Genomic DNA, 17,706 nt, shown 5'->3' on the forward strand with positions numbered 1-17,706 from the left:
GTGCCGAGGCCCGCCGGGAGGCAGCGGACGCCGGAAAACACCGCTCCCTGTCCCCGGTCGCCGGCGTGATCCGATCGTGCCGAGGCACGCTGCGGCTGCCCCGCTCCGTCGGGAAAAGGAGATCGCACAGGCAATGGATCTCCCTGTCCCACTCTCCGGGTACCGTCAGGGTATGAGTCATCCGCACCCCGAGTTGAAAGCCGCCCCGCCCCTTCCCGAAGGAGGGTTGCGGGTCATCGCCCTGGGCGGCCTGGGTGAGATCGGCCGCAACATGACCGTCTTCGAGCACGCGGGCAAGTTGCTCATCGTCGACTGCGGCGTGCTGTTCCCCGAGGAGACCCAGCCCGGCGTGGACGTGATCCTGCCGGACTTCACCTCGATCCGGGACCGGCTGGACGACATCGTGGCCGTGGTACTCACCCACGGCCACGAGGACCACATCGGCGGCGTGCCGTACCTGCTGCGCGAGCGGTCCGACATTCCCCTTGTCGGCTCCAAGCTGACGCTGGCGTTCCTGGAGGCCAAGCTCAAGGAACACGGCATCCGGCCGCGCACAGTGCGGGTGCGGGAGGGCGACCGGCGCGGCTTCGGGCCCTTCGACTGCGAGTTCGTGGCGGTCAACCACTCCATCCCCGACAGCCTCGCGGTCGCGATCCGCACCCGGGCCGGGATGGTGCTGCACACCGGCGACTTCAAGATGGACCAGTTCCCTCTCGACGACCGCATCACCGATCTGCGCGCCTTCGCCCGCCTCGGCGAGGAGGGCGTGGACCTGTTTCTCACCGACTCCACCAACGCCGAAGTACCCGGCTTCACCACCTCCGAGCGAGAGCTGAACCCGGCGATCGAGCAGGTGATGCGCACCGCCCCGCGCCGGGTCATCGTCTCCAGCTTCGCCAGCCATGTGCACCGCATCCAGCAGGTCCTGGACGCCGCCCACCAGCACGGCCGCAAAGTCGCCTTCGTCGGCCGCTCCATGGTCCGCAACATGGGCATCGCCCGTGACCTGGGCTATCTGAAGGTCCCCTCCGGTCTGGTCGTGAGCACGAAGGAGCTGGAGAAGCTCCCGGACCACAAGATCACTCTGGTGTGCACCGGCTCCCAGGGCGAACCGATGGCCGCGCTGTCGCGGATGGCCAACCGCGACCACGTGATCCGCATCGGCAAGGGCGACACCGTCCTGCTCGCCAGTTCCCTGATCCCCGGCAACGAGAACGCCATCTACCGGGTGATCAACGGACTCACCCGGTGGGGCGCCCATGTGGTCCACAAGGGCAACGCCAAGGTGCACGTCTCCGGGCACGCCAGCGCCGGCGAACTCGTCTACTGCTACAACATCGTCAAACCCCGCAACGTCATGCCTGTGCACGGGGAATGGCGCCACCTGCGGGCCAACGCCGACCTCGCCATCCGTACCGGTGTCGACTCTGAACGGGTCGTGATCGCCGAGGACGGCGTCGTCGTCGACCTGGTCGACGGGCGCGCGTCCATCACCGGCAAGGTCCCCGCCGGCAACGTCTACGTGGACGGCATGGAAGTCGGCGGCGCCACCGAAGCGTCCCTCAAGGACCGACTCACCCTCGCCGCCGAAGGCGTGGTCACGGTGGTGGCGATCGTCGACGCGGACACCGGCGCCCTCGCCGAGGCCCCCGACTTCCTGGCCCGCGGCTTCGTCCACGACGACACCACCTTCGAGCCGGTCATCCCCGTCATCGAGAAGACCCTGGCCACCGCGGCCGAGGAAGGTGTCGGGGACGCGCGCCAACTCGAACAGCTCCTCGCCCGCGCCGTGGCGAACTGGGCGTTCCGCACCCACCGTCGCAAGCCGCTCATCATCCCCGTCATCATCGACGCCTGAGCCGCGGGCCGGCAGCACGGCCCGCGGTTTTGGTGACGGCTCCGCAAGCATCGAGGTCGGGCACGCCCGGACGGGGTGGCGAGGCCGCCGGGCTCAACGCGGCGGATCGCCTCGCCGTGGGCGGCCGGCAGGTCCGCGAGGGAGTCGGTGCTGCGGGCGACGGCCCTGTCGTCGCGCTCCACGGCCGCCTGCGCAAACTCGCGGCCGAAGCCGCGGGAGGCAGGGGGACATGGGGGCGGTACGCTCGGGGCAGGCCGGCACCTGCACATCGTGGCTGGGCACGAAGGCGACCGCTGCCGGAACGCCCGCCGTGTCCCTCGGACAAGGCAGCGCCCTCATCCCGGAATTCCAGTTCGACGGCGCCATCGACCCGAGCCAACCGCATCTGGGCCATTCCCCAGGCGAGTCCCCGGCTACGCCCCGCCCGCGACGCGCGCACGGGCATGCGCACGTCGCGGGCCACTGCACGGGACGCGCGGGTGAATAGCGCGAGTGCCGGTGAAGCGGTTAGAGCGCGGGACTCATCGACTCAGCCGCCGCTCTTGCGCCTGAACGACCGCTGGCTCGCACTCGGGCCGTGCGCCGAACGCACTTTCGACGCCTCGGACTTGGCGGCAACATCAGCGGTATCCGCCTGCGCCCCGCGCTTGCGTGCCAGGGCTTCGCGGAACTTGCGCTTGAGGTCGTAGTTGCCGTCGCTGTCCGGCTCCAGAGGGGACGTCTCGGGGGCAGCCGGCTCCGAACCTTCCGTAGATGCGGGCTCTGCGGTCATGGTGACCTCCTGGGTTCGGGGGGTGGGCAAGCACAGCTTGTCATGCCGGGCGCAGTGCGAGGCGCCGGCAACATCAAAGGCGTTGCCTTCGCAGGTGAGGCACACAGGCTGCCAGGGCAACGGCTCTCAGCCGTTGCGACGCACCTGGGCGGCCCTGCGGGCCTCGGCGAGCTTGCGGGCCTCGCCGACCTTTCGGGACTTGCCGCCGACGCTGCGGGAGACGCCCTTGCTGGTGCCGAGGCCGCGGAACGGAGCGTTGGTGTTCTTGGGTCGGGGGACGGCGGGCTCGCCGTCGAGCGGGATCCCGGAGGGAGCCTTGGCGCCGGTGATCCGGCTCAGCTCCGCCTCGCCAGAGCGCACCTTGGTGACGGTCGGCTCGATGCCGGCCTCGGCCATCATGCGGCTCGTCTCGCGGCGCTGGCCCGCCAGCACGAGCGTGACCACGCTGCCGGACTCACCGGCGCGGGCGGTGCGGCCCGCCCGGTGCACATAGTCCTTGGCATCGGTGGGAGGGTCGACGTTGACCACGAGATCGAGGTCGTCGACGTGCAGGCCACGGGCCGCGACATTGGTCGCCACCAGAACGGTGATCTGGCTGTTCTTGAACTGCGCCAGGGTCCGTGTGCGCTGTGGCTGGGACTTGCCGCTGTGCAGGGCCCCGGCGTGCACCCCGCTGGCCCGCAGATGCCGGGTGAGCTGGTCGACGGCGTGCTTGGTGTCGAGGAAGAGCAGTACGCGGCCGTCGCGGGCGGCGATTTCCGTGATGACGGCGTAGCGGTCAGGGCCGTGGACGACCAGAACGTGGTGCTCCATCGTCGTGACTGTGCCCGCGGCCGGGTCGACCGAGTGGACGATGGGGTCGTGGAGGTAGCGGTGGACCAGTTGATCGACGTCGCGATCGAGAGTGGCCGAGAAAAGCATCCGCTGACCGTCGGGGTGCACCTGGTCGAGCACGTCGGCAACCTGCGGCAGGAATCCCAAGTCGCACATCTGGTCGGCCTCGTCCAGCACGGTGATTCTCACCCGACCCAGGCGGCAGGCGTTGCGCTCGATCAGGTCGTGCAGGCGTCCGGGGGTGGCGACGACCACCTCGACTCCCTGGCGCAGCGCGGCGACCTGCCGGCCCATCGACGTTCCGCCGACGACCGTGGCGATCCTCAGCCGCAGTGCCTCGGCGTACGGCGCCAGCGCCTGGGTGACCTGTTGGGCCAGCTCCCGGGTGGGCACAAGGATCAGAGCGAGGGGCTGCTTCGGCTCAGCGCGCCGCCCGGCAGTACGTGTCAGCAGCGGCAGGCCGAAGGCGAGCGTCTTGCCTGATCCGGTGCGCCCGCGTCCCAGGATGTCGCGCCCCTCCAGGGCATCGGGCAGTGTGGCGGCCTGGATCGGAAAGGGTTCGCGCACCCCGAATTCACTCAGTGTCCGCAGCACCTCCGTCGGCAGTTCCAGACCGGCGAAGGTGACGGCCGGGGGCGACGCCGGGGTCGCTGCCTCAGGCTGGGCGGGACTGCCGTGCGCGATGCCGGAGTCATTGGGATGCTTCATAAACAGCCTTCCGCGAGGGGAACGTACCGAGGAAGGCCCGGCAGGTTTGAACAGCCCACGCACAAGCCGAACGGAACAGGCAGAATCGCCCACCGCGACGACCACGCAAACGCGTCAGACTAACACATGGCATAACCTCGCGCCGCTGATACCGATCGCCCCTGTGTACGGGTGCCGGCAGCGGGTCGGCATGGAACAACCGTTCCCCTTGAAGGACGGCCCCGCCCCACGGGCAAGCTGTCGAGCCACGCATTAAGCCTTCCGAGCACGGCGATGGGCGGCACGGAAGGCTTAATGCCCCGGCGCAGGTCAGCAAGCGGACACCGTCCGCCCCGATGCTGACCTTTTGCTGAGCCGGAGGCCGCGATCTGGGCCCTGACCTGCAGAAACACCTAAACGCGCGACCATGCCGATCGGGAACTTCCCGGGCAGCTTCGGCTCGTCGTACACGACCGTCATGAGCGACACGGTCAAGTCGTCGAGGCGCGGGGTGCCAGTGAGCAGCGTTTCTTCCGCTCGTTCACCGCCTCCAGCCTGAACGGTCCGTGGACGCCGCAGGCCGCCACCGAGTCCAACCCCTTCGCCGGCAAGGCCAACAGCGGCGCCACCTGGACCAACGACATCAGCCACGGCGACCTGGTCCGCACCAACCCCGACCAGACCAAGACCATCGACCCCTGCAACCTGCAACTCCTCTACCAGGGCAAGTCCCCCTCCGCGAGCGGTCCTTACGACCAACTGCCGTGGCGGCCGGGCGTCCTCACCCTGCAGCGCTGACCGGAACATCTCCCACAGGAAGGGGCCGGGCCGGCACCGCGTGCCGGTCCGGCCCCTTCGTCAGGTCAGTTCCGCAGGGACCAGCGCTGGTTCGCACCGCCCGAGCAGCTCCACACCTGGATCTTCGTGCCGTTCGCGGTCCCCTGACCGCTGGCGTCCAGGCAGAGCCCCGACTGTACGGCGGTGATGGTGCCGTCGGCGTTGACGTTCCATTGCTGGTCCGCCTGTCCGCCGCAGTCCCCGATCGCCGCGGGGGTGCCGTTGCCCGGGGACTGGCCGATGCCCAGGCACTTGGTGCCGTAGACGACCAGCTGCTTTGCCGTGGTGTAGGTCCACCGCTGGTTGGATCCGCCGTTGCAGTCCCACAGTTGGGCCTGCGTGCCGTTGGTCGTCGCGAGGTTGGGGATGTCGAGGCAGCGTCCGGACTGCTGGCCGACGATCTGCGGGCTGCCGGAGGGCGGCGGTGGCTGATTCGAGCCGAACTGTGTGAAGAACTGCCACACCGCCGCCGACGTCCAGGTGCGCCAGCCGTCTCCGGTCGAGCCGTCGATCGGTCCGGGGTCGTGCCCCGCTCCGTCGAACGCGGCCCAGACGACGGGGTATCCGGACTTGCATCCGGAGTAGGCGGTGATGATGTGCGTCAGGCTTCCGTTGGCCGGCTCGGGCGGGTTCTGCGGGGTGCAGCCGTTCGCCCGGACGAAGGTGTCGCGCAGCTCCCGTCCCAACGAGATGGGCAGCACGTTGTCCCTGAGGCCGTGCAGGCCCATGTAGGCGATGGGCTGGCTGCCGCCGTTGCACCCGCTGAGGTTCGCACCGGAGTAGACCGCGACCGCGCGGAAGACCGTCGCCCGGGAGCAGGCGAGGGCGTAGGACATCCCGCCGCCGTAGCTGAAGCCGCCGGCGAACAGCTGGGTGGTGTCGACGCACAGGCCCGATTCGAGCTGGCTGACCAGGGCGTCCACGAGCGCCAGGTCCCGGCCGCCGGAGTTGGCCCAGCCGTTGTCGATGCCCTGCGGGGCCACGAAGATCGTGCCGTTGTTCGCGCTGTCCGCCAGGCGCCTGAGGCCGTAGTAGGACCAGTTGTAGCCGTCCGTTCCGCCCGAGTCGACGTCGTTCGCCGTGCCGCCCCGCCAGTGGAAGCCGAAGATCAGCCGGTACGGGTGATTGCTGTCGTACCCGGCCGGGACCCGCAGGATGTAGCTGCGGTTCAGGCCGCCGGCCTGGATCGTGTGGGTGCCGCTCGTCAGCGTCGGGGCCTTTCCGCATCCGGCGGACGCCTGGAGGGCTGCTGCGGTGGCGGCGGTCCTGGCCGGTGCGGGCGCTTCAAGGCCTCTGCCGAACGATGTGCCCGCGGCCGACAGCACCAGGAGGAGCGCAGCCGCGATGGCGGTTAAGAGTGGTATGCGTTTCATGTACACCTTCTTCCGTGTTCACACGCCGGTGATGGTCCACGCGTTGTTGGTGCTGGAGTTGGGCGTCCACAGCACCGCGGTCGAGCCCACCGTGGTGCTGCCGGCGCCGTCGAGCGCGGTGCCGGTGCCACGGTTGACGATCTGGTAGCGGCCACCCCCGAGGTTGACCAGCGACCACTGCTGGTTGTTGCCGCCGTTCCACGCCGTCTGCCGGGCGGGAGCGCCGTTGGCGGAGTTGCCCCAGCTGTCGGCCGCCATGCCGTTGGTGCGGTTCATGAGGCGGTAGTAGCCGTTGCCGAGGTCGATCAGCTGCCACTGCAGATTGGTGCTGCCGTCGTAGTTCCACTGCTTGAGGTTGGAGCCGGAGGCGACGTTGCCGCCGCCGTCGAGCACCAGTCCGCTGGTCGCGTTGGCGATCTTCACCCAGGTCGTGGAGCCGCCCGGTGCGCCGAGGACGGGAATCTCGCCGGAGAAGGTGAGCTTGACCGTGTACGCCAGGGCGCTGAACGGCGGATTGGACGTGGGCATGGTCAGGTGCAGGCCGGAGGCGTCCTGCGTCGGGGCGGGCAGGTTGATGTACCGGCCGGCGGTGTTGTCGAGCAGTTGGGCGCCGGTCAGGCTGCTGAGGTTGATCTGGTTCGAGTTCAGTGTGGTGATGGTCAGGGTCGCGCCCTGCCATCCCAGCGCGGTGGCGTAGAGAACCATGTTGTCCTGGCTGCGGGTGAACCGGACGTCCTGTGGTTTGCCCGCCACCGGGCCGCTGAAGGAGCCCCCGCCCATCTTGGTGGGGCCCTCGCCGTAACTGGTCCAGGAGCGGGTGCCGTAGATCGCCTCTCCGAAGCGGCCGAGCCAGTCCCCCATCTCCAGCAGGATCGTCTGTTGTCCGGCGGGGATGGTGCCGTCGGCCATCGGGGCGATGTTCAGCAGCATGTTGCCGCCCTTGCTGACCCGGTCGATCAGCGAGTGCAGCAGTGCCTGCGTCGTGTAGTAGCCGATGCCGACCGTGTAGCACCAGCTGGAGGAGGAGATGCTGTCGTCGGTCAGCCAGTACGGGGTGAGCAGTCCCGCCGGACCGCCGCGCTCGAAGTCGAAGACCTCGCCCTTGTTGTCGAGCCCGTCCTTGTAGGTCGCGACCACGTCCTTGTTCCAGGCGACGGCCTGGTTGTAGTAGTGGGCGAGGAACTGCAGCCGGTACGACTCCTGCACCAGGTTCAGGTCGAAGTCCTGCCAGACCAGGTCCGGTTGGTAGCCGTCGATGACCTCGACGAGCTTGTCGTACCAGAGCTTGTTCTCCGCTGCCGAGCCCTGCTGGCCGTAGAGGATGCGCAAGGCCGGGTCCGACTGGGACGGCACCTGGTCGTAGAAGCCGTTGAAGTGGTAGGCGTGGTGCAGCGAGGCCATGAACTTCAGCCCCTGCCCGCGGATGGCCTGCGCGTGCAAGCCCACGAGGTCGAGTCGGGGGCCGTGCTGGACCGAGTTCCACGGGTTGGCGCGGCTGTTCCACATGGAGAAGCCGTCGTGGTGCTCGGCGACCGGTCCGGCGAACCTGGCGCCCGCGGCCTTGAACAGCCGCGCCCAGGCGTCCGGGTCGAACTTGCCGCCCTGGGAGGCGAGTTTCGGCGCGAACTGCACGAAGGTGCCGGCCTTGTCGCGGGCGCCGTCGATGAAGTTGTGGTACGGCCAGGCCGAGGGGTCGCCGTAGGTGGCCTTGTGATGGTTGTTCTCGGCCGAACCGCCGACGTACATGTTGCGCGGATACCACTCGTTGCCGAACGCGGGGACGCTGAACGCGCCCCAGTGGTAGTAGATGCCGAACTTGGCGTCCTTGAACCAGGCCGGGGCCGGCGGGTGCTGGTCCACGGAGGTCCAGCTCGCGGTGTAGCTCGAAGGACCATCGGTCGCGGCGGCCTCGGGCGCGAACCGCAGCAGGCCGGCGGCCGCCGACGCACCGGCCGCCGCCAGCAGTCGGCGCCGGCTGAGCGGCAGGGGGAAGGAAGTCATGCGGGGCCTTTCAGAGGGGTCGGGGAGGCTCGGGAAGTCCGCCCACCGGTCAGGGCTCAGTCGCGCGTCCACTTCTGGTTGCCGCTGCCGTTGCAGGTCCACAGCTGCAGCAGGGTGCCGTTGGCCGTTCCCGCGCCGGTGGCGTCCAGGCACAGGCCGGACTGGACCCCGGTGATGGTGCCGTCGGCGTGGAGCGTCCACTTCTGGTTGCCGCCGCCGGTGCAGTCCCAGATGTCCACCTTGGTGCCGGGGCTGGTGCCCTGGCCGGCCGCGTCCAGGCAGTCACTGCCGTAGACCCGCAGCTCACCGGCCGAGGTGTTCGTCCACTGCTGGTTGCTGCCGCCGTTGCAGTCCCACAGCGCCACCTGGGTGCCGGCGGTGTGCGACTGGTTCGGCACGTCCACGCACCGGCCGGAGGCGGCCCCGACGATCGCGCCGGTCGTCCCGCCGTCGCTGCCGCCGCTGCCGGGGGTGATGGACAGGTTGTCGAACTGAGCGGTCTCGCCCTGGCTGGTCCCGTAGCCGATCTGCCCGGTCGCCCAGGTGCTGTCGTTCGTGGAACCGACCGTGGCGCCGTCGACGACCGCGGTGATCGTGGTGCCGGAGAAGGTGAGGCCGAGGGTGTGCCACCGGTTGGTGCCCAGCGCGGCGGTCGTGCCACGGGCCAGGGTGGAGACGGTGCCGTTGGTGTTCGAGTTGAGGATCGACCAGGCCCCGGTGTCGCTCACCCGCAGACGGTAGGCGTTCTGCCCTCCGGTACGGTCGTAGTCGTGCCCGCCCGCGCGGCCGATCAGTTCGACGTATCCGGGCTGTTCGAGCAGCACGTCCGACGAGACCGTGTAGTTGCCCCAGCCCACGTCACCGAGCAGGGCGTGCGGATCGGTCAGCGTGTCCCAGGTGATCGGCTTCTGCGGGCTCATCTGGCGCACGCACTTTCCGCTACGGCCGCCGCCGCAGCCCACCGTCTCGAAGGCGCCCTGCCAGTCCATGAGGTATTTCGCCTCGGTACCGGCCGCGTTGGCGTCGAAGGAGTCGCTGTACGGCAGCTTCATCGCGCTCTTGGCCGGGCCGGTGGCGGTGCCCTTGCCCTGTCCGGTCGTGGTGGTCAGGGTGTACACGCGGCCGGGCTGCACGGTCAGGCTGAAGGTGCCGCCGGACGGGGCGATGTCGCTGGTGTGCACGAAGTGGTCGGCCGGGTTGTTGGACCTGACGTCGGTGGACCAGACGTGGACGGTCCCGGTGGACAGCCCGCCGGTGACGTTGAAGTCCAGCGTCTGGGCTCCGCCGGCGTCCATGGTCTCGATGACCGTGGAGTAGTCGGAGTTGTTCGTGGACTTCAGCGAGACATAGCTTCCGTTGTTGCGGTTGCCGCCGATGTAGCCGCTGGAGGAGTCGAGGTAGTGCCACCCCGGGGCGGTGAACTGGCTGGTGTGCGCCATCACCCAGGTGTTCTTGCCGACCGAGTAGGCGCCGGACCACGGCTGCGAGGCCAGGGCGAGACCCATCGTGGGGTACGGCAGGTTGGGGGTGAGGGCGGCGACCACCGGCCAGTTGAGGTAGGCGGTCATCCGTCCGTCGATGTATCCGCGGTTGATGCCGCGGGCCACGGCCTGCGCTCCCCCGTTGTAGTCGTCCGAGCCGTTCTCGCTCGCCCACAGGGGCTTGCCGGAGTTCAGGGCGGCCGCCGGCACCGTGCAGGTGGACTGGGAGGACCGGTAGCCGCAGGGATAGTGCGTGCCGATGGCGCTCACCGCGGAGGCGAACGACGGGTTGGAGTTGATGTCGTTGGCCACTCCCCAGTCCGAGTCGGCCGCGACGATCTTGACGTTGCCGTAGCCGTTGCTGTTGAGCGCGCCGCGCAGCTGCTGGTACCAGGAGACGTTGTAGCCGCGCTCGTTCCACCCGCCGAGGTAGTCGATGCTCAGCCCGTGCTGCTTGGCGCAACCCAGCCAGGAGACCAGGTAGTTGACCGTGTCGGTGGACCAGAAGTTCCCGTTGCCGATCCAGCCCGGGGCGCCCCAGGCGAGCCCGTACAGCTTGATGTCCGGGTTGCGTGCCTTGGCCTGCTCCATCAGCCACCATTCGTAGCCCCGGCCGCAGTTCAGGTCGGAGCGGGTGTGCTGGTGGCTCGGCTCGGCACCGGAGGTGGAGTTGGTGTCTCCGCCGATCTCGGCCTTGAGGATCTGGAGGGAGGCTCCGTAGCCGGGCCGGAAGAGGTAGTCGAGGATCTGGCCGCGTTGCGGGTCGGGGTAGTCGATCAGGAGTCTGCTGTTGCCGCCTCCGCCGCTGATCGCGCCGACGCCGTCGAAAGTCCGGCCGCCGGAGGCGCCGTTGATGCTGATGGAGGTGGCGGCCTGAGCCGGGGCGGCGGCCGTGCCCAGGAGGCCGCCGACGGCCAGGGCGAGGCCCGCGAGCACGGCCGTCGAGGCGCGCAGGCGCCGCAGCAGCCGTCCGAATGCCGACATGGTGGATTCCCTTCCGGCGAACGCCGGTGTGCCCGCGGCCGTCATCCCAGCGTCCATCGCTGGCCGGCCGCGCCGTTGCAGGTCTGCAGCTCGACGAGGGCCCCGTCAGCCGTGGCCCCTCCCTTGACGCCCAGGCACAGGCCGGACTGGACGCCGGTGACCGTGCCGTCGGCCTGCAGCGACCACTGCTGGTTCCGCTGGCCGTTGCACGCCCAGATCTCCACCTTCGTCCCCGGTGTCGTCTGGTTGTCGTACGCGTCCAGGCACTGCCGGTCGCTGCCGGAGTACACGGTGAGCTGGTCGGTCGTGGTGTGCGTCCAGGTCTGGTTGGCGCTGCCGTGGCAGGTCCAGATCACGACCTGGGTGCCCGCGGTCGTCGTCGAGTTCGGTACGTCCAGGCACTTGCCCGACCCGACGGCGTGCAGGGGGCCGGTCACGGTCGTGGAACCGCCGCCCGTGCCGCCCGCGACCCGGTACATCACCGTGCCGTGCGCCGGTACCGAGGCGCTGATGGTGCCGGTGGTGGTCGAGGTGGCGCCCGACCACAGGTCGGTGAGGGTGTAGCTGGACGCCCCGGTCTTCCCGATGGCGCCGGCGGTGGTGCTGATGGTCGCCGTGGAGCCCGTCTCGTTGAAGAGGACGACCGAGACGTCCCCGTTGGCCAGCGGCTTGGCCAGGACGTCCAGGCCGTTCGAGGAGGAGACCATGGTGCCCTGCTTGCCGAGCGGGTCCTGGTCGACCGCGATCACCCGGGAGTTGGTCAGCATGGACAGGGTGTCCGCACTGGCGTGGGGGATGTCGGTGCCCGCGATGAGCGGCGCGGCCATCTGCGCCCAGAGGCTGAACTCGGTGCGGTTCTCGGTGGCTGTCAGCGAGCCGTTGCCGATCTCCAGCATGTCGGGGTCGTTCCAGTGGCCGGGTCCGGCGTACGAGGCGAGGCCGACGTTGCTGTGGAAGATGGACAGCATGCTGGAGTAGGTGGGGCTGATGTCCCCGGTCGTACGCCAGCTGTTGCCGACGTCCGCGCCCCAGGTCCACACGTTCTCCTGGCCCCAGTTGCACAGGCTGAACAGGATCGGCCGGCCGGTGGCGGCCAGGGCGTCCCGCATCGCGGTGTACCGGGTGCGCGCCGGGGCGCCGGTGTTGTTGCAGTTGTCGTACTTCAGGTAGTCCACGCCCCACGCGGCGAAGGACTGTGCGTCCGTGGTCTCGTGCCCGAGGCTGCCGGGGTATCCCGCGCAGGTGGCGGTGCCCGCGTCCTCGTAGATCCCGAGCTTGAGGCCCAGCGAGTGCACGTAGTCGGCGGTGCCCTTGATGCCGTCGGGGAACTTGGCCGGGTCCGGCACCAGTCGGCCGGCGGAGTCGCGGTTGTGCGTCATCCAGCAGTCGTCGATGTTGACGTAGGAATAGCCCGCCGCCTGCATGCCGTTGGTGTGCATCGCCTGGGCGGTGGACTTGATCAGGGACTCGGAGACGTTGCAGCCGTAGGCGTTCCAGTCGTTGAAGCCCATCTGCGGGGTCAGGGCGAGTCCGTTGCCGAGCGCGGCGGCGGGTTGCGCCGCGCCGAGGGAGATGAGGGGGGCGGCCACCGCGAGCAGCAGGGCGGAGAAGGCGAGCGCCAGGGCTCTGCGCACGGCCGGCATCCGTAAGCGCACGGCTGTGACAGTGATCGTGGGCATAAGTCATCGACTCCTGGGCGGGGTTGGGGGGCTGACGGCTGAGTTCGACCGCGTGGCGGGACCCCGCGTCCGGCCATGGCCGCCGTGCCGGGCGCGGGTGTTCGTCAGGGGATCAGCGGGCGGCGGGCGTCGGTGGTCTCATCCGAGGTTCCACTGCTGGTTGGCGCCGCCGTGGCAGTCCCACAGCACGAGTTGTGTTCCGTCGGTGGTGGACGAGCCGGGGTCGTCGAGGCAGCGGCCGGAGACGGGGTTGCGGTAACCGCCGTTGTACGCCTGCCATTGCTGGTTGCTGCCGCCGTTGCAGTCCCAGATCACGATCTTGGTGCCGTTGGCGGTGCCGCGACCGGTGGCGTCGAGGCATTTGCCGAGCGCCCTCAGGGTGCCGTCGGACGGCGCGGTCCACTGCTGGGCGGCGGAGCCGTCGCACGTCGCGATGGCCGCGGCGGTGCCGTCGGCGCCGCTTCCCCCGCTCACGGCCAGGCACTTGCCGGCGATTCCGGAGCGCACCTGTCCGCCCGTCGAAACCGGCGGCTTGATCCAGCCCGCCGCGTCCGCCGCCTGCACCGCCGTGTTGAAGGCGTCGGCCATCTTGCGGAAGCCGTTGTCGTTGGGGTGCAGGGCGTCGGACAGGTCCGCGCCGGTCAGCGCGCTCATGTCCACCAGGCGTACGTGCTTTCCGGCGTTCTGCTGGGCCTGGACGATTCCGGGCAGCGTGGCGTTGAAAGCGGCTCGGTTGGCCTCCTCGGTGGCACTGGTGGAGACGATGACGGTGCCGACGAGTACGGTCGCGTCGGGCGCGTCGCGGGTGATCCGGTCGATGAGGGCGCGCATCCGGTCGGGTGCGGTCGGGATCTGGTAGTTGCCGTTCAGGTCGTTGGTGCCGATCTCCAGGGTGATCACGTTCGGGCGGTAACGGCCGAGCACGGAGTCCGCGATACCGTCGATCTGGTCGATCCGCCAGCCGGAGTGGCCCTCGTTGTCCGGGTCGGCCATGGTGCCGTTGCGGCCCGAGCCGACGAAGTCCACCGCGTGCCCCTCCGCCGTGAGCCGGCCCCGCAGAAAGTCCCGGTAGCTGTTCCCGGACGGGCTTCCGACGCCCCAGGTGATCGAGTCGCCCAAGGGCATCAGCCGCAGGGCGGCGGGCGCGGCGGCCGATGCGGCGACGGGCGTCGGCCCGTCGCCGGTCGCGGCCGGCGCGGGGGAGGCGGTGCAGACGCCGAGCGCGGCGGCCAGCGCCGCGGTCAGGAGTGCCGAGCACGTCTTCATGAGCGTTCCTCACGGGTGCGGGACAGGTGGGGGGAGGGAGCGAGCGCACGCGTCAGCCCGGGCACAACTGATCATGCACCTGCCAATCAGAAGAGGTCAGCCGAGGCGCCACTGCTGGTTGGATCCGCCGTTGCACGGCCAGAGTTCCGCCAGTGCGCCGTTGGCCGTGGAGGCGCCGGTGACGTCGAGGCACAGCCCGGACTGGGTGCCGGTGACCGTGCCGTCGGAGTTGACTCTCCATTGCTGATTGGCGCCGCCGTTGCAGGTCCAGGTCACCACCTTGGTCCCGGCGGACGTCTGGTTGTTGTACGCGTCCAGGCACATCTGGCTGCTGCCGCTGTATACGGTCAGCTGGTCGGCGGACGTGCGGGTCCAGGTCTGGTTGGCGCCGCCGCTGCAGTCCCAGATCTGCACCTGCGCACCGGGCGTGGTGGACGAGTTCGGCACGTCCAGGCACTTGCCCGCGCCCACCGCGTGCAGCGCGCCGGTGCCGGTTCCGCCGGAGGAACTGCTGTATCCGGCCGCGGTGATGTTGGCCTGCACCGCGTTCTCGGTGGCGTCCGACGGATAGCCCGAGGTCATCACGCCTTCGTAGAAGGTCCCTTGGGCGCCCTTGCTGTTGTCGCCGCCGATGCCCAGGATGATCGCTCCCTGCTTGCGCATCGGGTTGTAGCCCGCGACGTTGGGGCGCACGCCGTCGTAGAACGTGGACAGGCCGCCCGACTGCGCGTTGCCGCCGCGGATCGCCCAGTGGTTCGGGCCGCCCTTGACGATGGCGGTCGTGTAGCGGTAGTTGATGGTCGGGTCGTTCGCGTTGTAGTGCTGATTCACCCCGGAGAACAGGCCGTTCTCCAGGTCGGCCATGATCCACGGGCCGTTGCCGCTGCCGTAGCCCCAGACCTTGATGTTGCCGAAGTAGATGGCCTCCATGGTGCCGTTGCCGTCGTCGTTGTTGTCGGTCTCGGCGTTGCCGTAGTCGAAGCAACAGCCGCCGTTGTAGTGCGTGCCGTCGAAGATGGCGTACATGCCTTCGGGGTTGTCGCCGGTCGCGATGCCGTTGGTGTGGTCGTTGCGGTAGCCGGTGCCGGGTGCCACGAAGACGCCGTAGGCCTTGTGACCGGCCACCGTCGTGGGCGCGGCGGTCGCGTTCGCGAGATTGTCGGGGCCGCCCGCGGCACCGCCGCCGGGTGCCTGGGTGAGGTTGTTCCCGCGCCCCGACTGGTCGTAGATGATCGTGATCAGACAGGTCGTCCCCGAGCAGAACGCGTCCTGGGCGGCGGCGTCGGCGTACCCGCCCGCCTCCAGGACGCCGATGTTCCGGGTGGTGTTGTCCGAGGCGCGCCGGACCTGATAGAGCGGGCCGTTGTACGAGGCGTAGAGCGCGCGCGTGGTGCTGTGGGCCGCCACGCAGGGCGTATTGCCCGCCGCGTAGAGGTCGCAGGGCCCGGAGGTGGCGGCCCGGGCCGGGCCGGCCGTGGCGGTCGCGCCGGCCAGGGTTCCGGCGACGAGCGCGGCCGCGGCCCCCGCCCGGGCGAACGTCCCCCACCGGGAGCGGGCTGCCACGGGGACATGAGCCGGGGGTGGCGTGCGGTGCGGCCGGCGGAGGTGTCGTACCGCCGCGCGTAACCGGTCGATACCGCCGCGCCCGGACAGCGGGTGGCGCGCTGTGCGTGTGGTTCCCATCTGATCTCCCTACCGGCGAAGCGCTTGAACGCGTCGTCCTGTCGTGGGATTGAAGGGATGTTTCGGGGAGACGGTGCTCCTGGTTTCCCAGAGATGTCAAGGGTTGGGAGCGCAGGCCGCGAAGCTTGTCGCGGAACCGATTCGATAGCCGATTTCCGCTGTCGGCCCGACTGTGCGGGTATTTGTCGAAGCGCTTACGTCCCACCGATTCGCTTCTACGGAGGCTCAACGGTGCCCCGAGCGGCGCGCTGCGACGCTCGGGGTCCGTGTCCGTCCTACGCCACGGCCTCCCCGGCCGGGGCGATCTCCATCGCCTCCGCCGCCGGCTCCTCGAACTGCGTCCGGTGCAGCTCCGCGTAGCGACCGCCGGCGAGCAGCAGTTCCTCGTGCGTGCCCTCCTCGACGATCCGGCCCGCCTCCACGACGAGGATCCGGTCGGCGGCCCGCACCGTGGACAGGCGGTGGGCGATGACCACCGCGGTGCGGCCGGCCAGGGCCTCCGCGAGGGCCTCCTGGACCGCGGCCTCGGAGGTGTTGTCGAGGTGGGCGGTCGCCTCGTCGAGGATGACCACGCGCTGGCGGGCCAGCAGCAGCCGGGCGATGGTCATGCGCTGGCGTTCACCGCCGGAGAGGCGGTAGCCGCGCTCGCCGACGACGGTGTCGAGGCCGTCGGGCAGGGAGCGGACCAGGTCGGCGAGGCGCGCCCGGCGCAGGGCGTCCCACAGGTCGTCGTCGCCGGCGTCGGGGCGGGCGAGCAGCAGGTTGGCGCGGACGGTGTCGTGGAAGAGGTGGCCGTCCTGGGTGACCATGCCCAGGGTGGCGCGCAGCGAGCGGGCGGAGAGGTCACGGACGTCGACGCCGCCGATACGGACGGCGCCCGCGTCGGTGTCGTACAGACGCGGCAGGAGCTGGGCGATGGTCGACTTGCCGGCGCCGGAGGAGCCGACGAGCGCGACGGTCTGGCCGGGTTCGGCGCGGAAGGTGATGCCGTGCAGGACCTCCTCGCCGCCCCGGGTGTCGAGGGCGGCGACCTCCTCCAGGGAGGCGAGGGAGACCTTGTCGGCGGACGGGTAGGCGAAGCGGACGTCGTCGAACTCGACGGACACCGGGCCGTCGGGCAGGTCGACGGCGTCCGGTCGCTCCTCGATCAGCGGCTTGAGGTCGAGCACCTCGAAGACGCGCTCGAAGCTGACCAGGGCGCTCATCACCTCGACGCGGGCCCCGGCGAGGGCGGTGAGGGGTGCGTAGAGGCGGGTGAGGAGCAGGGCGAGGGCGACGACGGCGCCCGGGTCGAGGGTGCCGTGGAGCGCGAGGTGGCCGCCGAGGCCGTAGACGAGGGCGAGGGCGAGCGCGGAGACCAGGGTGAGCGAGGTGATGAAGACCGACTGGGCGGTGGCCGTGCGCACGCCGATGTCCCGGACCCGGGCGGCGCGCTCCGCGAACTCGGCGGACTCCTCCTCGGGACGGCCGAAGAGTTTGACGAGGGTGGCGCCGGGCGCGGAGAAGCGCTCGGTCATCCGGGTGCCCATCGCGGCGTTGAGGGTGGCCGCCTCGCGCTGCATACGGGCCATCCGGCTGCCCATGCGGCGCGCGGGCACCACGAACACCGGGAGCAGGGCCAGCGCGAGCAGGGTGACCTGCCAGGACAGGGTGAGCATTACGGCGAGGGTGAGCAACAGGGTGACGATATTGCTGACCACTCCGGACAGGGTGTTGCTGAAGGCGCGCTGGGCGCCGATGACGTCGTTGTTGAGACGGGAGACCAGCGCGCCCGTACGGGTACGCGTGAAGAACGCGACCGGCATGCGCTGCACATGATCGAACACGGCCGTCCGCAGATCGAGGATGAGTCCCTCGCCGAGCGTCGCCGACAGCCTCCTGGCGAGGATGCCGAGCGCCGCCTCCAGGACCGCGATGAGGGCGATGAGCAGGGCCAGTCCGACGACCGTCCCCTCCTCGCCGTGCGACACGATCGCGTTGACGACCCGCCCGGCGAGTACGGGCGTGGCGACGGCGAGCAGTGCCGTCAGCACCCCGAGCACCACGAAGACCGCGATCCGGCGGCGGTGCGGGCGGGCGAACGCGGCGATGCGGCGCAGTGTCGTCCGGTCGAAGGGGCGGCGGTCCTGCTGGGCGTTGAGGACGCTGTGCAGCTGCATCCAGGCGGTGGTCTCCATGCTCATGGGGTTCACCGTAGAACCTCAGGTTTTGTTGAGGTCAAGGCTCGGTCGGTGTCCGCGCGCAAGCCTCC

General features: G+C 69.9%; 10 protein-coding genes and 1 pseudogene. 2 read left to right on the forward strand and 9 right to left on the reverse strand.

Going from position 1 to position 17,706, the window contains the following annotated elements:
• The first annotated feature begins 172 nt into the window (after nt 1-172).
• Nucleotides 173-1,858, forward strand: a complete 1,686-nt coding sequence (locus ACZ5NW_RS21590; protein WP_468745482.1) for a ribonuclease J — start codon at nt 173-175, stop codon at nt 1,856-1,858.
• A 529-nt stretch (nt 1,859-2,387) separates the two neighbouring features.
• Here ACZ5NW_RS21590 and ACZ5NW_RS21595 read toward each other — a convergent pair.
• Together ACZ5NW_RS21595 and ACZ5NW_RS21600 are read right to left on the reverse strand one after the other, a co-directional pair.
• Nucleotides 2,388-2,630: a DUF5302 domain-containing protein gene (locus tag ACZ5NW_RS21595; protein ID WP_468745483.1), complete on the reverse strand. Its 243-nt coding sequence runs from the start codon at nt 2,628-2,630 to the stop codon at nt 2,388-2,390.
• Nucleotides 2,631-2,756: 126 nt separating this feature from the next.
• On the reverse strand, nt 2,757-4,172 hold the full coding sequence (locus tag ACZ5NW_RS21600) for a DEAD/DEAH box helicase (protein ID WP_468745484.1): 1,416 nt from the start codon (nt 4,170-4,172) through the stop codon (nt 2,757-2,759).
• 397 nt (nt 4,173-4,569) lie between these two features.
• Between ACZ5NW_RS21600 and ACZ5NW_RS21605 the strand changes: the two are divergent.
• Nucleotides 4,570-4,949 (forward strand): annotated as a pseudogene (locus ACZ5NW_RS21605) (non-reducing end alpha-L-arabinofuranosidase family hydrolase); the annotation flags it as partial.
• Between the two features lie 65 nt (nt 4,950-5,014).
• Here the strand turns inward: ACZ5NW_RS21605 and ACZ5NW_RS21610 are convergent.
• From ACZ5NW_RS21610 to ACZ5NW_RS21640, 7 genes are all read right to left on the reverse strand, one after another.
• Nucleotides 5,015-6,361, reverse strand: a complete 1,347-nt coding sequence (locus tag ACZ5NW_RS21610; protein WP_468745485.1) for a ricin-type beta-trefoil lectin domain protein — start codon at nt 6,359-6,361, stop codon at nt 5,015-5,017.
• 18 nt (nt 6,362-6,379) lie between these two features.
• The gene (locus ACZ5NW_RS21615) at nt 6,380-8,362 is read right to left on the reverse strand and encodes an alpha-L-fucosidase (RefSeq protein WP_468745486.1); all 1,983 of its coding nucleotides are present in this window, start codon (nt 8,360-8,362) and stop codon (nt 6,380-6,382) included.
• 56 nt (nt 8,363-8,418) lie between these two features.
• Complete coding sequence (locus tag ACZ5NW_RS21620) at nt 8,419-10,827, reverse strand: ricin-type beta-trefoil lectin domain protein (protein WP_468745487.1); 2,409 nt, start codon at nt 10,825-10,827, stop codon at nt 8,419-8,421.
• A 41-nt stretch (nt 10,828-10,868) separates the two neighbouring features.
• A complete protein-coding gene (locus ACZ5NW_RS21625) occupies nt 10,869-12,470 on the reverse strand; it encodes a glycoside hydrolase family 27 protein (protein ID WP_468745645.1) in 1,602 nt (533 codons plus the stop codon).
• Nucleotides 12,471-12,644: 174 nt separating this feature from the next.
• Nucleotides 12,645-13,772: a ricin-type beta-trefoil lectin domain protein gene (locus ACZ5NW_RS21630; protein WP_468745488.1), complete on the reverse strand. Its 1,128-nt coding sequence runs from the start codon at nt 13,770-13,772 to the stop codon at nt 12,645-12,647.
• A 96-nt stretch (nt 13,773-13,868) separates the two neighbouring features.
• Nucleotides 13,869-15,455 carry an arabinofuranosidase catalytic domain-containing protein gene (locus tag ACZ5NW_RS21635; protein WP_468745489.1) on the reverse strand — a complete coding sequence of 529 codons (1,587 nt, stop codon included), beginning with the start codon at nt 15,453-15,455 and terminating at the stop codon, nt 13,869-13,871.
• Between the two features lie 275 nt (nt 15,456-15,730).
• A complete protein-coding gene (locus ACZ5NW_RS21640) occupies nt 15,731-17,638 on the reverse strand; it encodes an ABC transporter ATP-binding protein (RefSeq protein WP_468745490.1) in 1,908 nt (635 codons plus the stop codon).
• Nucleotides 17,639-17,706 lie beyond the last annotated feature (68 nt).

Source organism: Streptomyces sp. NPDC032126 (assembly GCF_055580085.1).

Bases quoted from the DNA above. Each gene is read 5' to 3' on its own strand.
- ACZ5NW_RS21590 (WP_468745482.1), top strand. From the start codon at position 173: ATGAGTCATCCGCACCCCGAGTTGAAAGCCGCCCCGCCCCTTCCCGAA.
- ACZ5NW_RS21595 (WP_468745483.1), bottom strand. From the start codon at position 2,630: ATGACCGCAGAGCCCGCATCTACGGAAGGTTCGGAGCCGGCTGCCCCC.
- ACZ5NW_RS21600 (WP_468745484.1), bottom strand. From the start codon at position 4,172: ATGAAGCATCCCAATGACTCCGGCATCGCGCACGGCAGTCCCGCCCAG.
- ACZ5NW_RS21610 (WP_468745485.1), bottom strand. From the start codon at position 6,361: ATGAAACGCATACCACTCTTAACCGCCATCGCGGCTGCGCTCCTCCTG.
- ACZ5NW_RS21615 (WP_468745486.1), bottom strand. From the start codon at position 8,362: ATGACTTCCTTCCCCCTGCCGCTCAGCCGGCGCCGACTGCTGGCGGCG.
- ACZ5NW_RS21620 (WP_468745487.1), bottom strand. From the start codon at position 10,827: ATGTCGGCATTCGGACGGCTGCTGCGGCGCCTGCGCGCCTCGACGGCC.
- ACZ5NW_RS21625 (WP_468745645.1), bottom strand. From the start codon at position 12,470: ATGCCGGCCGTGCGCAGAGCCCTGGCGCTCGCCTTCTCCGCCCTGCTG.
- ACZ5NW_RS21630 (WP_468745488.1), bottom strand. From the start codon at position 13,772: ATGAAGACGTGCTCGGCACTCCTGACCGCGGCGCTGGCCGCCGCGCTC.
- ACZ5NW_RS21635 (WP_468745489.1), bottom strand. From the start codon at position 15,455: ATGGGAACCACACGCACAGCGCGCCACCCGCTGTCCGGGCGCGGCGGT.
- ACZ5NW_RS21640 (WP_468745490.1), bottom strand. From the start codon at position 17,638: ATGAGCATGGAGACCACCGCCTGGATGCAGCTGCACAGCGTCCTCAAC.